12 protein-coding genes are annotated in these 14,460 nt (G+C 62.2%); 8 read left to right on the top strand and 4 right to left on the bottom strand.

What is annotated here, in order from left to right; genetic code table 11:
- Nucleotides 1-3 precede the first annotated feature (3 nt).
- The 8 genes from xdhB to yqeC all read left to right on the top strand — a co-directional run bounded on the left by xdhB (nt 4) and on the right by yqeC (nt 9,374).
- Nucleotides 4-882: a xanthine dehydrogenase subunit XdhB gene (xdhB, locus tag FGL65_RS07915; RefSeq protein ID WP_147820683.1), complete on the top strand. Its 879-nt coding sequence runs from the start codon at nt 4-6 to the stop codon at nt 880-882.
- A complete protein-coding gene (xdhC, locus tag FGL65_RS07910) occupies nt 879-1,358 on the top strand; it encodes a xanthine dehydrogenase subunit XdhC (RefSeq protein ID WP_147820682.1) in 480 nt (159 codons plus the stop codon). The genes xdhB and xdhC overlap by 4 nt, the downstream gene beginning before the upstream one ends.
- A 184-nt stretch (nt 1,359-1,542) precedes the next feature.
- Nucleotides 1,543-2,958 (top strand): uracil-xanthine permease family protein, encoded by a 1,416-nt coding sequence (locus FGL65_RS07905; RefSeq protein WP_147820681.1) that lies wholly within the window; start codon nt 1,543-1,545, stop codon nt 2,956-2,958.
- A 357-nt stretch (nt 2,959-3,315) separates the two neighbouring features.
- Nucleotides 3,316-4,722, top strand: coding sequence for a nucleobase:cation symporter-2 family protein (locus tag FGL65_RS07900; protein WP_147820680.1), 1,407 nt, complete (start codon nt 3,316-3,318; stop codon nt 4,720-4,722).
- A gap of 127 nt (nt 4,723-4,849) precedes the next feature.
- Nucleotides 4,850-6,169, top strand: coding sequence for an NCS2 family permease (locus FGL65_RS07895; RefSeq protein ID WP_250645601.1), 1,320 nt, complete (start codon nt 4,850-4,852; stop codon nt 6,167-6,169).
- Nucleotides 6,170-6,243: 74 nt separating this feature from the next.
- A complete protein-coding gene (locus tag FGL65_RS07890; RefSeq protein WP_147820678.1) occupies nt 6,244-7,593 on the top strand; it encodes a 5'-deoxyadenosine deaminase in 1,350 nt (449 codons plus the stop codon).
- Nucleotide 7,594: 1 nt separating this feature from the next.
- On the top strand, nt 7,595-8,599 hold the full coding sequence (locus tag FGL65_RS07885) for an XdhC family aldehyde oxidoreductase maturation factor (protein WP_147820677.1): 1,005 nt from the start codon (nt 7,595-7,597) through the stop codon (nt 8,597-8,599).
- A gap of 4 nt (nt 8,600-8,603) precedes the next feature.
- Nucleotides 8,604-9,374: a selenium cofactor biosynthesis protein YqeC gene (yqeC, locus tag FGL65_RS07880; protein ID WP_147820676.1), complete on the top strand. Its 771-nt coding sequence runs from the start codon at nt 8,604-8,606 to the stop codon at nt 9,372-9,374.
- Nucleotides 9,375-9,610: 236 nt separating this feature from the next.
- Here yqeC and FGL65_RS07875 read toward each other — a convergent pair whose 3' ends face one another.
- The 4 genes from FGL65_RS07875 to FGL65_RS07860 all read right to left on the bottom strand — a co-directional run bounded on the left by FGL65_RS07875 (nt 9,611) and on the right by FGL65_RS07860 (nt 14,227).
- The gene (locus tag FGL65_RS07875; protein WP_147820675.1) at nt 9,611-10,201 is read right to left on the bottom strand and encodes a nucleotidyltransferase family protein; all 591 of its coding nucleotides are present in this window, start codon (nt 10,199-10,201) and stop codon (nt 9,611-9,613) included.
- 167 nt (nt 10,202-10,368) lie between these two features.
- Complete coding sequence (ade, locus tag FGL65_RS07870) at nt 10,369-12,105, bottom strand: adenine deaminase (RefSeq protein WP_147820674.1); 1,737 nt, start codon at nt 12,103-12,105, stop codon at nt 10,369-10,371.
- A 494-nt stretch (nt 12,106-12,599) separates the two neighbouring features.
- Nucleotides 12,600-13,835, bottom strand: a complete 1,236-nt coding sequence (gene dpaL, locus FGL65_RS07865) for a diaminopropionate ammonia-lyase (protein WP_147820673.1) — start codon at nt 13,833-13,835, stop codon at nt 12,600-12,602.
- Nucleotides 13,836-13,849: 14 nt separating this feature from the next.
- Complete coding sequence (locus tag FGL65_RS07860) at nt 13,850-14,227, bottom strand: RidA family protein (RefSeq protein WP_147820672.1); 378 nt, start codon at nt 14,225-14,227, stop codon at nt 13,850-13,852.
- Nucleotides 14,228-14,460 lie beyond the last annotated feature (233 nt).

The following is a 14,460-nucleotide window of genomic DNA, read 5'->3' as shown; positions in this document are numbered from 1 at the left end:
GAAATGTTTCCGATCGAAAAATATCACATGGCCGAGAGCATCCAGGACGCTGTCCGGGCCCTGGCCGAGGACGAGAAGGCGCGGGTGATCGCCGGGGGCACGGACGTGCTCATCCGGCTGCACGAGGGCCACGGCGACTACCGCAACCTCGTGGACATCAACAACCTCGACGAACTGCGCGAGATCCGGATGGACGAGCAAGGCAACGTCATCATCGGCGCCCTGGCCTCCTTCACGAACATCATCGAGCACGAGGTGGTCCGCGCCCATGTGCCGGTCATCGGCGAGGCCGTGAACACCGTGGGCGGCCCCCAGGTGCGCAACCGGGGCACCATGGGCGGCAACATCTGCAACGGCGCGGTCTCCGCGGACAGCGCCTGCGCCGCACTGGTCCACGAGGTGGACCTGGTCATCGAAAACGCCGAGGGTGAACGCGTGGAATCCATCATCGGCTTCCACACCGGACCGGGCCGCGTCTCCCTGAAGCCGGGCGACCTGCTCAAGCATTTCCGCGTGCGCCCGGAAAACTACAGGGACTTCGGGGCCTGCTACTACAAATACGCCATGCGCGAGGCCATGGACATCGCCACCATCGGCTGCGCGGCCGCCGTGAAGCTCGACGGCGAAACCATCTCGGAACTGCGCCTGGCCTACACGGTCTCCGCGCCCACCCCGATCCGCTGCGCCACCGCCGAGCAGGCCGCCAAGGGCAAGCCGCTCACCGCCGCGACCCTGGCCGAGATCGCCCAGGCAGTGGAGGCGGACGTCAAACCGCGCACATCCTGGCGCGCCAGCATGGAATTCCGGCTGCATGTCATCCGGACCCTGGCCCAGCGCGTCACCCGTCAGGCCGCAGAACGCGCCGGAGGAACTTTCAAATGAAAAAACAGACCATCAATCTGACTGTCAACGGCAAGGAATTCACCCTGGACGTGGATGTCCGCAAATCCCTGGCCGACGTGCTGCGGGAACAGGGCTTCACCAGCGTCAAGCAGGGCTGCGGCGTGGGCGAATGCGGTGCGTGCACCGTGCTTGTGGACGACGTGGCCGTGGATTCCTGCATATTCCTGGCCATGTGGGCCAACGGCAAAAAGGTGCGCACCACCGAGGGCGAATGCAAGAACGGCAAGCTCTCCCCGGTGCAGCAGGCCTATGTGGAGGCCGGAGCCGTGCAGTGCGGCTTCTGCACCCCGGGCCTGATCATGACCACCACCTCCTTCCTGGAGCGCAACAAGGGCCGCAAGGTGACCCGCGAGGAGATCCGCAAGGGCCATGCCGGGAACCTGTGCCGCTGCACCGGCTACGAGACAATCGTCAAGGCCGTGGAAAGCGTCGTGGAGGTGGCCGAGGAGGAATAGAAACATGCCGCTCCGCCCTCCATGCGGCGGCGGAGCGGTTTTTCAGGCAACGATAGGTTTCGTTGCCGGTGTCGCCGGCCCGCCCGGCGAACAAGGCCCGGTTCGGGAAGGGGACACCCGAATCGACACCACACCCGGCCTCGCCGGGAAAAGGCAAACCTCCAATCGATTCGAGGAGAGGTCAATGAGTCAGGATTCCAGTTCCACCAGCACCAAGTTCAAACTCATCTACGAGCTGAACGACAAGCCTCCTGTGCCCCAATCCGTATTTGCTGCCCTGCAGCATTTCCTGGCCATGTTCGTGGGCATCATGACGCCCACCATCATCATCAGCAATACGCTGGGAATGTCCCTTGAAATGAGCGCCTACCTGATCAGCATGGCGCTGTTCGTCTCCGGCCTGGCCACCTTTATCCAGGCCAGGAAATTCGGCCCGGTTGGTTCCGGCATGCTCAGCATCCAGGGAACCAGCTTCGCCTTTCTGACCACCATCATCGCCATAGGTTCCGGCATCATCGACAACGGCGGCACGCCCGAAAAGGCCGTGGCCACCATCTGCGGCGTCTGCCTGGCGGGCACCCTGATACAGATGACCTGTTCCCGGATCCTGCCCTTTCTTCGGAAGGTCTTTCCCCCGCTGGTCAGCGGCATCGTCGTGACCATGATCGGCCTGTCTCTCATCAAGACCGGGATCATCGACCTGGGCGGCGGATTCAGCTCCATGAAAGACGGGAGTTTCGGGTCCCTGGAAAACCTGGGGCTGGGCATGTTCGTGCTCGTGACGATCATCGTGCTCAACCGCAGCAAGCGCCCCTTCGTGCGCATCAGCTCCGTGGCCATCGGCCTGCTGGTGGGTTATGCGGCGGCCACCCTGATGGGGCTTGTGGATTTCTCCAAGATCGGCAAGTTGAGCATGGTCGCCATTCCGGTGCCCTTCAAATACGGCATCGGCTTCGACTGGAGCGCCTTCGTGCTCATCGGCTTCCTGTATATCATCCAGATTGTGGAATCCATCGGAGACCTCACGGCCACGGCCATGCTCTCCAACAAACCGGTCAACGGTCCGGAATATATCAAGACCATTTCCGGCGGAGTGCTGGGGGATGGGGTCAACTGTGCACTGGCCGCCACCTTCAACACTTTCCCGTGCACCACCTTCAGCCAGAACAACGGCGTCATCCAGCTCACTGGGGTGGCCAGTCGCCATGTGGGCTTCTACATCGCGGGCATCCTGGTGCTGGTGGGCATCTTCCCCGTTGTGGGCGGAATCTTCTCCCTGATTCCCAAGCCCGTGCTCGGCGGAGCAACCCTGATCCTGTTCGGATCCGTGGCCGCCGCGGGCATCAAGATAGTGGCGACAGAGGCCCTGACCCGGCGGCGCATGCTCATTCTGGCCCTGTCCTTCGGCACCGGGCTGGGCGTGACCTTTGCGCCGGAAATCCTGAACGCCCTGCCGGCGTTCCCGAAAACGGTCCTTTCCTCCCCGGTCAGCATCGGCGGATTCACCGCCATCATCGCCAACCTGGTGTTGCCGGACGAGGCTCCGGCAGAGGAGGAACAGGTCGACCTCACGGCTGCCTGGATCGCCCAGCGGTCCTGAGGAAATGGAAGCCATTGAGGCCGTGGAAAAAGATATGTAGTGTCCGGGCGCCCCGCGGGACAGAACATCCGCGGGACGCTCTTTGAAAACCTGAAAGTACAACGGAATAACCTCTAGCTGTCGACGTCGGCGTGGCCGGCGTGAAGGCCCGATTCGGGAAGGGACACCCGGGTCGCATACATAAACCGGCTCTGGTCGGATGATTTTCAGGGGACCCTGTTTAAAGCGCTCCCATCAAACCAATAGGTATCTTGCATACGCGAAGGGTTTGATAATTAGTCGCCTTATATTCAGGTGCCTGTAAACAGCCAGGATTTGTCAGGGTCGGAAACCTCCAATCTGAATGAGGAGAGGTCAATGAGTCAGGAGTCCAGTTGTAACTACAAAGAGTTCGAGCTGATATACGGCTTGAACGACAACCCGCCGATGAAGGACGCGCTGTTCGCTGCCCTGCAGCATTTCCTGGCCATGTTCATCGGCATCATGACACCGCCCATCATCATCAGTGGTGCGTTGGGCATGTCTCCCCAGATGAGCGCGTACATGATCAGCATGGCGCTGTTTGTCTCGGGCGTGGCCACCTTCATCCAGGCCAGGAAATTCGGCCCGCTCGGTTCCGGGATGCTCAGCATCCAGGGCACCAGCTTCGCGTTCCTGAGCACCATCATTTCCATCGGCATGGGCGTCATCGGCAAGGGCGGCAGCCCCGAGGAAGCCGTGGCCACCATCTGCGGCGTGGCCCTGGTGGGTTCGATCATCCAGATGACCTGCTCCCGCTTCCTGCCCATGCTGCGCAAGGTCTTCCCGCCCCTGGTCAGCGGCATCGTCGTGACCATGATCGGGCTCTCCCTGATCAAGGTGGGCATCATCGACTTCGGCGGAGGATTCGCCGCCATGGGCGACGGCTCCTTCGGCTCCATCAAGAACCTGTGCCTGGGCGGCCTGGTCCTGGCCATCATCGTGGTCCTGAACCGCAGCAAGCGGCCCTTCGTGCGCATCAGCTCCGTGGCCATCGGCCTGCTGGTGGGCTACGCCATTTCCGCCGCCATGGGCGACGTGAACTTCTCCCAGCTGGAAAAGGTCCAGATGGTGTCCATCCCCATGCCCTTCAAGTACGGCATCGGCTTTGACTGGAGCGGATTCATACTCATGGCCTTCCTGTACATCATCACCATAGTGGAATCCATCGGCGACCTGACCGCCACGGCCATGCTTTCCAACAAGCCGGTCAAGGGCCCCGAATACATCAAGACCATTTCCGGCGGCGTGCTGGCGGACGGCTTCAACTCCGCCCTGGCAGCCGTGTTCAACACCTTCCCCAACACCACCTTCAGCCAGAACAACGGCGTCATCCAGCTCACGGGCGTGGCCAGCCGCTATGTGGGCTTCTACATCGCGGGCCTCCTGGTGCTGGTGGGCATCTTCCCCATCGTGGGCGGTATCTTCTCCCTGATACCCAAGCCCGTGCTGGGCGGGGCGACCCTGATCCTGTTCGGTTCTGTGGCCGCAGCGGGCGTCAAGATCATGGCTTCCCAGGCCATCACCAGGCGCGCCATGCTCATCATGGCCCTGTCCTTCGGCACGGGCCTGGGCGTGGTCTTCGCGCCGGACATCGTCAAGCAGCTGCCCGCGTTCGCCCAGACCATCTTCGGCTCCGCCATCACCACCGGCGGGTTCACGGCCATCATCGCCAACCTGGTGCTGCCCATGGACGTGGACGACGTGGAACACCACGAAATGGAAGCCGTCTGCGAAGACGCATAACCATAGCGACAAGAAGAACCCCTGCCGGGCGAATCCGGCAGGGGAACGGTGAGGTACGGTTCGGAAGACTAACGGGTGAGGAAGTTGTCCGAACCGGTAAAAGTACGACTATCCTATAAGGAGATGTATGATGTCTGTCCAAGACTTTTTGGAAAAACGGTTCAACCTGTCAAAATGCGGCACGAACCCCAAAACGGAAATGACCGCGGGCGTGACCACATTCATGACCATGGCCTACATCCTGGCCGTCAACCCGGGAATCCTGTCCGCAGCGGGCATGGATCCGGCAGCGGTCTTCGGGGCCACCGCCCTTTCCGCCTTCATCGCCACCCTGTTCATGGCCTTTGCGGCCAACATGCCGTTCGCCCTTGCTCCGGGCATGGGCCTCAACGCCTTCTTCGCCTTCACCGTCGTGCAGGTCATGGGCTACACGTGGCAGTTCGCCCTCACCGCGGTCTTCCTGGAAGGTATCATCTTCCTGATCCTGACCGCCACCAACCTGCGTGAGGCCATCGTCAACTGCATCCCGCTGCCCATCAAGCACGCAATCTCGGCCGGTATCGGATTGTTCATCGCGTTCATCGGCTTCAAAAATGCGGGCATCGTGGTCTCCCATCCCGCCACCCTGGTGACCCTGGGCAACATGATTTCCGGCCCGGCCCTGGTGTGCGTGTCCGGCCTGATCATCACCGGCATCCTCATCGCCAAGAAGGTCAAGGGCGCACTGCTCTTCGGCATCCTGGCCTCCACGGTCATCGGCATCTTCTGCGGCGTCACCGACCTGGCCCACTTCGACATGTCCGCCATGTTCAAGATGCCCGACATGTCCCCGATCCTGTTCCAGCTGGACTTCCACCAGATCTTCACCTTCGACATGGCCCTGGTCCTGATGACCTTCCTGTTCGTGGACATGTTCGATACCGTGGGCACCCTGGTGGGCGTGGCCTCCAAGGCCTGCATGCTGGATGAGAACGGCTGCGTGCCCCGCGCCAAGCAGGCCCTGTTCGCAGACGCCATCGGCACCACCCTCGGCGCACTGATGGGCACCTCCACCGTGACCACCTACGTGGAATCCGCGGCGGGCGTGGCCGAAGGCGGCCGCACCGGCCTGACCGCCCTGACCGTGGCCATCCTTTTCGGCCTGGCCCTGTTCGTGGCTCCCCTGTTCCTGCTGATCCCGGGCGCCGCCACCGCACCGACCCTGATCATCGTCGGCCTGTTCATGATGACCCCCATCAAGAACATCGACCTGGAAGAATACACCGACTCCATCCCGGCCTTCCTGACCATCGTCATGATGCCGTTCACCTTCTCCATCGCCGAAGGCATCGTCTTCGGCATGATGTCCTACGTGCTGCTCAAGCTGCTGACCGGACGCCAGAAGGAAATTCCGGTGCTTGCCTACTTCCTGTTCGTCCTGTTCATTGGTAAGTTCATGATGCACTAGACCGGAAGGAAACGGATACAACAACGGCTCCGTCTCCGCTCAGGAGGCGGAGCCGATTTCACGAGAAAGAGACTATGACAAGCATTCTGATCAAGAACGGCACGGTGGTGACCATGAACCCGGGCCGCGAAATACTCCGCGAAACAGACATCTACGTGGAGAACGACCGCATCCGGGAGATAGGCCCGGGCCTGGCCCACGACGCGGACGAAGTCATCGACGCGACCGGGCGCATCGTCATCCCCGGCCTGATCCAGACCCACATCCACCTGACCCAGACCCTGTTCCGGGGCCTGGCCGACGACCTGGAGCTCATGGACTGGCTCAAAATGCGCATCTGGCCCCTGGAGGCGGCGCACGCCTTCGAGACCAACGCCATCTCCGCCCGCATCGGCATCGCCGAGATGCTCATGGGCGGCACCACCTGCATCCTGGACATGGGCACCGTGAACCACTTCGACGCCATTGCCGAAACCGTGCGCGACACGGGTTTCCGCGCCTTCCTGGGCAAGTGCATGATGGACCACGGGGACGAGGTTCCCGCAGGACTCATGGAGGATACGCAGTCCTCCCTGCGCGAATCCGTGGCCGCCCTGGAAAAGTGGCATGAGTCCGCCAACGGCCGCATCAAGTACGCCTTTGCCCCGCGCTTCGTGGTTTCCTGCACCGAAAAGCTCATGCTCAAGGTACAGGAAATGTCGGATCACCACGGCGTGATGATCCACACCCATGCCTCGGAAAACCGGGGCGAGATCGCCCTGGTGGAGCAGGAGCGCGGCATGCGCAACATCCTCTACCTGGACAAGATCGGCATGGCCCATGACAAGCTGGTCCTGGCCCACTGCATCTGGCTGGACGAGGAGGAAAAGCGCATCATCGCGGACAAGGGCATCCGCGTGGCCCACTGCCCGAGCTGCAACATGAAGCTGGCCTCGGGCATCGCCGAGATCCCCGAGCTGCTGGCCATGGGCGCGAGCGTCTCCATCGGGGCGGACGGCGCGCCGTGCAACAACAATCTTGACATGTTCCGGGAGATGCGTCATGCAGCCCTCCTCCAGAAGGTGCGTCTGCTTTCGCCCACGGCAATGCCCGCGGACATGGTCCTCGAGCTGGCCACGCTGGGCGGCGCGCGGGCCCTGCACATGGAAGACGAACTGGGCAGCATCGAACCGGGCAAGAAGGCCGACCTGGCCATCGTGGACCTGAACAAGATCCACGCCACCCCGAACTGCGACCGGGACCCGGTCTCCCAGCTGGTCTATACGGCCACGGCACAGGACGTGACCCACACCCTGGTGGACGGCCGCGTGCTCATGCGCGAAAGAAAATTGACAAGCATCGATCTGGAGCAGACAATCGCCGACGGCAACAGCCTGTGCATGGATATCCTCAAGAAGGACAACATCTGCAAACTCTTCCAGTAAAATGATCGAACGACATATACTCAAACAGCTTCAGGCGGGCCGGACCGTCGCCCTTGCCACCATCATGGACAAGAGCGGCTCGGCCCCCCGCCTTCCGGGCTCCAAGATGTTCCTGGACCAGGACGGCGCCCTTCACGACACCATCGGCGGCGGCAAGATGGAATACGAATCCCTTGCCGCCTGCCGCGAGATTCTCGACGGCGGCGCGCCGCGCATGCTCCATTTCGACATGACCGTTCTCGGCCCGGACAGGGACGCGGACATGATCTGCGGCGGCATCCTGAACGTGCTCATCGAGCGCATCACCCCGGAGCTGGCCGCCCAGTACGAGCTGGCCCTGGAATGCGCGCGCAAGGGATCGCGCGGGGTCTGGGTGGTGGACATCACCGAGGAACAGAACCCGCAGCGCAGCTTCGTGGACATGACCGAGAACAAGCAGCCCATGCCCGGCCTGGACCTCAAGTCGGTCATGCGCGGCCGGAGCACCAAGCTGCTGCACGACGAACACCGGACCTTCCTGGTGGACCCGCTGCCCAAGAGCGGCACCCTGGTCCTTTTCGGCGGCGGGCATGTTTCCCGGGCCGTGGCCGAGCTGGCCTCCGGCGTGGGCTTCGACGTCAAGGTGGTGGACGACCGCGAGGAATTCTCCAATGCCGAGCGCTTCCCCATGGCCCGGGCCGCCCTGGTCATCCCGGACTTCGAGAACGCCGGCGAGGCCATGGAGCTGGACGACGAAAGCTTTGCCGTGATCATGACCCGGGGCCACGCCCATGACCGGGACGTGCTGGCCCAGGTGCTGCGCAGCCCCGCCCGGTACATCGGCATGATCGGCAGCATCCCCAAGCGCAACGCGACCTACAAGCAGCTGCTGGAACGGGGATTCACCGAAGAGGAGCTGGCCCGGGTGCACTGCCCCATCGGACTCAAGATCGGGGCCGAAACCCCCGAGGAGATCGCGGTCAGCATTCTCGCGGAACTCATTGCGGCGCGGGCGGGCAAGATTTAGAACCATGCTGCTCCAATCCATTGCCGAATTGGTCAACCCCGGCGACAAGGTCATCTCCATCACCGGAGCCGGGGGCAAGACCTCTCTCATGTATTTGCTGGCCAATGAACTGGCGGACTCGGGAAAACGGGTCATCACCACCACGACCACCCGCATCGTGCCGCCCCACCGGGACCAGACCGGCGGGCTGGTGCTCAAAATCCGCAACGCCAACTTTCTCAAACGCATCAAGAGCCGTCTGGACAAGGCGCGCCATGTCACGGCCGCCTACCGGACCCTGCACGCCATGAACAAGCTGGAGGGGCTGGACCCCATCCAGGCCCAGGAGCTGCCCGACCAGGCGGCGGCGGCCCACATCGTCATCGAGGCGGACGGCGCGGCAAGGAAGCCGCTCAAGGCCCCGGCCGATCACGAGCCCGTGGTGCCGCCCCTGACCTCGCTGCACATCGGGGTCATGGGTCTGGATTCCATCGGCATGCCCCTGGACGACGAGCACGTGTTCCGGCCCGAGCGCATCGCCGAGATCGCGGGCGTGCAGGTCGGCGACACCGTCACCCCGGACGTGCTGGCGCATCTGGCCGTGCACGAATTGGGGGCCTTCAAGGGCTGCCCCGAGGGCGCGCGCAAGGTGCTGGTGCTCAACAAGGCCGACCGGACCGGCTCCGAAGAGCAGGCCCACGAGGTCATCCGGGCCGCCCGCGAACTGCCCGGCGGCCAGCCCGACACCTGGATCATCGCTTCGGTCAAACAGAAGCAGTTTGAACTGATCTTTTAGCGGGGCTTTTGCCTCCGGCGGGCAAGGGGGATAATCCCCCTTGCATCCCCTAATAAAACGAAACACCCCGGATTGAGCTCGGCTCAATCCGGGGTGTTTCGTTTAACCCTCACAAGGATGCCAAGAAGAGTGCGAATACGAGGAGTAAAAAAAGCAGGCCGACGTGTATTGAAACATACGCGAGGGTCTGCCCTTTTTGGAACGACACGGAAGACGCGCCCCTATCGGCGGCCTTGCTAGCCCATTTTTCGTACCTTGATATAATCGGCGGGAGTATCGACGTCCAAAAGGACGCCTTCATCCTCCACGGGCACCAGATTCAGTTGGGCCTGGGGATCGTTGATGAACTCGCGCGGGCCAGTGTCGCCGTGCAGGGACTGGATCTTGCCGAACCAGGTGCGCGGCACGATGACCGGGTTGCCGCGTGTGCCGTGATATTCCGGGGCCACCCAGCGGCGCGGGTCCTCCAGGAAGGCCTCCACCAGGGCGTCGATGGTCGCGGGCTGAAGCAGGGGCTGGTCGCCCAGCAGGAACATGGCCCCGGCGCAGGATGCGGGCACGGCCTCGAGCCCCTTGTTCAGGGATTCGGCATAGCCCAGGTAGTACTGCGGGTTTTCCACGACCGTGACGCTGTCGAGGGAGACTTCCGGCCGCACGGCCTCGGCGTCCCGGCCCAGCACGGCGATAACCGGGGAAAGCCGGGAGGCGCATGCCGCCTCCACCACGTTGCGCACCACGGCCTTGCCGCGCACGGAAAGCAGCAGCTTGTTGTCGCCCATGCGGCTGGCCATGCCCGCGGCCAAAATCACTCCCGCGACTTGTTTCATGCCTACCCCTTGTTTATCTGCCTACTGGATTACTTTGTATTCTTACAGGCCGTTCAAAAATGGTGAGATGCAAGGAAGCGAGGAAATCCAGGACGCGCCGTGTATTGCGCATACACAAGAGGTCTGGATTTCATCGCTGACACAGCAGATTGCGTTTTTTCAACGGCCTATTCGGCGCAGACCGAAATGTAATCGAACTTACGCACGTCGAACAGCCCCTGGTCCGTGAGCTTGATCTCGGGAATCACGGGCAGGGTCATGAAGCTGAGCGCCATGAACGCCTCGTTTTCCGGGTTCACGGCAAAATCGCGGTAGGCGATCTCCACCATGGACTTGAGCTGCGCGGCCACTTCCTCGGCGCTCCTGTCGGACATGAGCCCGCCGATGGGCAGGGGCAGGTGGCAGACCACCTTGCCTTCGCGCACCAGGGTGATGCCGCCGCCCATGGCCTCGATATCCTTGATGGCCGCCAGCATGTCCGCGTCGTTGTCGCCGCAAACCACGATGTTGTGCGAATCGTGGGCCACGGTGGTGGCCACCGCGCCGTTCTCCAAGCCGTAATTCTCAATGAGCCCCACGCCCACGTTGCCGATGGCGTGGTGGCGCTCCACCACAGCCAGCTTGAGCAGCCCCGGGTTGTTCCGGCTCTGGAACAGGCCCATGTCGTCGGGCCGCACGTCGCGGACCTCGGCCTTGGTCACCAGACTGTGGGGCAGCATGGAGATGACGTTGGCCCTGGGGCACGGCAGCTTGATTTCCAGGTCCTTGGCGGTCACCGGCTGGATATGCACGGTGTCCGTGACCGTGGAATCGTCGGCATCGGCCAGTTTGATGGACGTGACGCCGTTCTCGGCCACCTTCACGCCGTCCACGTAGACCTGCCGGACATTGAAGTCCGCAAGGTCGTCCACCAGCAGGAAGTCGGCGACCCAGCCCGGGGCGATGGCCCCCTTGCCCTTGAGCCCGTAGCAGTTGGCCGCATTGAGCGAGGCCATGACCACGGCCAGGACCGGGTCCAGGCCCAGGCGCACTGCCTTGCGGATGTTGTTGTCGATGCTGCCCTTGGTCAGCAGGTCCTCGGGCTGCCGGTCGTCCGTGCAAAAGATGCAGCGGCGGAAATTCCTGTCCGTGACGCCCTTGACCAATGCCTCCAGGTCCTGGGCGGCCGAGCCCTCGCGGATGAGCACGTACATGCCCTGGCGCAGGCGCTCGTGCATCTCCTCCACCGTGGAGCACTCGTGGTCGGTCTTGATGCCCGAGGCGGCGTAGGCGTTGAGCTCCCTGCCCGAGATGGCCGGGCTGTGGCCGTCCACCACCTTGCCGCGCGAAATACCCAGATACACCTTGTCCAGCACGTCCTTGTCCGCGGCGACCACGCCCGGGTAGTTCATCATCTCGCCGATGCCGCCCACGTATTCCTCGTCAATGAGCTGGGCCAGGTCCTCGGCCCGCAGCACGGCCCCGGAATTCTCGAAACCGGTGGCGGGCACGCAGGAGGGAAGCTGGATGTAGACGCTCATGGGCAGGTCGCGGGTGGCGTCCAGCATGTAGCGGATGCCGTCCAGCCCGCGCACGTTGGCGATCTCGTGCGGGTCGGCGATGATGGTGGTCACCCCGTGGGGCACCACGGCCCGTGCGAATTCCTTGGGCGAGACCAGGGAGGACTCGATGTGCACGTGGCTGTCGATGAGCCCGGGCACGATATACGCGCCCTTGGCGTCCAGGGTCTCGCGCGCCTCGTAGTCACCCATGCCGACAATGCGGCCCGCGCCCACGGCCAGGGAGGACTCCACGATCTCGTGGCTGAAGACGTCGAGAATTTTCGCGTTGGTGATGAGCAGGTCGGCGGGCTCCCTGCCCGCTGCCATGTCCACAATGCGTTTCTGGGTATCACGATCGATCATGGTCGGTTCCTTCCCTGTTTTGTCGTTCAAGAAAAACTAGCACATTCCGCCAAGCGTAGAAAGTACACGGCATTCAATAAATACCAGTAATCTCGCCGCTCAAAATGGTTTGAGTGCACGGCGCCGGAAAAAACAGACACGGAGCGTATATCCTCATACGTGAGGATCTGTTTTTTCGCAGCAACACGGCAATCGAGCCATTTTGAGCGGCGAGACGAATATGGGAAAACCGGAAGCAGTGTGCGTTTTAACGGGTTGCCCGCCCCTGATCGCACATCTGCTTCCGGTTGAGAGGCCAAGGGGGCTTGCTCACGAGGTTGCCGTTCACATGCTTTGTTCACGGAGGGTCGGCAGGTGGTCCGCAATCCCCAAGGAGACGTAACTCCCTTCCGGCTGCCCAGCCGGTTGCGAACCGATTGTCATGAAGCCCCTTGTCTTGGCCCGGATGCTATGGTTGCGCCCGGTTACGACCGGGCTCTGTATGGTGATGCTCGCTATTTCTTGTTGCGATGCTGTTCCTCGTCCTTGTGTTCGCCGTACCAGACCACGTCGCGGAAGGCGCGCGGGGAGGTATTGCCCTCGGTGCTGACCAGCAGCACCTTGGAATCCTCGTTGAGCTCCAGCGCATCGCGAATGGCCTGGCCCTCCTCGGTTTCCATGATGTAGTGCAGGATGCCGGTGGTTACGGCTCCGGACTCGCCGGAAATGACGACCTGGTCGCCCTTGAGCGGGGTGGCCAGCACGCGCATGCCCGTTGCGGCGAGGTAGTCCGGACAGGAGATGTAGGCCGCGGCGTAGTCGCGCAGCAGTTCCCAACTGATGGTGTTGGGCTCGCCGCAGGCAAGACCGGCCATGAGGGTGTTCAGGTCGCCGGTGACGTTGTGCGGCTTGCCGTCGCCCGCCTCGGCGGACTTGAAGATGCAGTTGGCCTTTTCCGGCTCGACAATGACGAACTTGGGCATCTTGTCGCCCAGGGCGGAGGCCAGGTAGCCGAGCACGCCGCCTGCAAAGGAGCCCACGCCGGCCTGCAGGAACACGTGGGTCGGGGCGTCGGTGCCCATGGCGCGCATCTGCTCCAGGGCTTCCAGCGCCAGGGTCGCATAGCCCTGCATGATCCAGGTCGGAATATCCTCGTAGCCTTCCCAGGCGGTGTCCTGGACGATGACCCAGCCATGTTCCTTGGCCATCTTGTCGGACAGGCGCACGGCATCGTCGTAGTTCAGGTCGGTGATGGACGCCTCTGCGCCGTGGGAACGGATGTTCTCCAGGCGGATGGGGTCGGAGCCCTTGGGCATGTAGACCACGGACTTCTGCTTGAGCTGCTGGGCGGCCCAGGCAACGGCGCGGCCGTGGTTGCCGTCCGTGGCGGTGGTGAAGGTCACTTCACCGAGCTTTTCGCGGGCTTCGTCCGAGCAGATCTTTTCGCAGGTGGCCTCGGAGGCGTCCATGCCCAGCCTCTCCGCAATATAGCGGCCGATGGCGTAGGAAGCGCCCAGCACCTTGAAGGCGTTCAGGCCGAAACGGTGGGACTCGTCCTTGACGAAGACCTTGCCCAGGCCCATGTACTGGGCCAGATGCGGCAGATCCACCAGCGGGGTCGGCTCGTACTGGGGGAAACTCTTGTGATAGGCGCGGGCCTTTTCGGCCTCTTCCTGGCTCAGGATGTCCAGGGAAGCGCCCTCGCCCGGCTTCTTGGTTCCCTTGTTGACGATGAATTCAACGTTGCTCATTGCAGTGCCCGCTCCTAGACGAATGCCACGCATTCGATTTCGACATTGGCGCCCAGGGGCAGCTTGGAAACTTCCACGCAGGCGCGTGCCGGGAAATCGCCCTCGAAGAAGGTGGCGTAGACTTCGTTGACTGCGGCGAAATCGCCCAGGTTGGTCAGGAACACGCCGCAGCGGATGATATTGGCCATGGAGGAACCGGCCTCTTCAAGGATGTGCTTCAGGTTGGTCAGGCTCTGCCTGGCCTGGTCCGCAGCCGCCTCGGGCATCTTGCCGGTGGCCGGGTCAATGGGAAGCTGGCCGGAAACGAAAATCATGCTGCCGTGCCGGACGGCCTGGGAGTAAGGTCCGACAGCGGCCGGTGCATTTTCGGTCTTGATGATGGTTTTGGACATGAACAGTCTCCTTCTATGATTGAAAGTAAATTGAGTTCAAGAAAGTTTGGAACCTAAATAGCAAAGATGGGGCCAGAAATGCGCCTGAGAGATAATTTTGTAAAAATCAAATAAAATCAAAATATTAGCATATACATCAAAGACAAAGACTCAGGGAATATTTTACTATCAGAATGAGAATGGATTCTCGAAGCGAGAAAAATTTCCTGCGCAGACCTCGCAAAGCGCAATGA

Origin of the sequence: Salidesulfovibrio onnuriiensis (assembly GCF_008001235.1) — a bacterium.
In the GTDB taxonomy this organism is placed as follows: domain Bacteria; phylum Desulfobacterota; class Desulfovibrionia; order Desulfovibrionales; family Desulfovibrionaceae; genus Pseudodesulfovibrio; species Pseudodesulfovibrio onnuriiensis.
The sequence above is the reverse complement of the archived record's forward strand: the minus strand, read 5'-3'. Positions and strand labels throughout refer to the sequence as shown.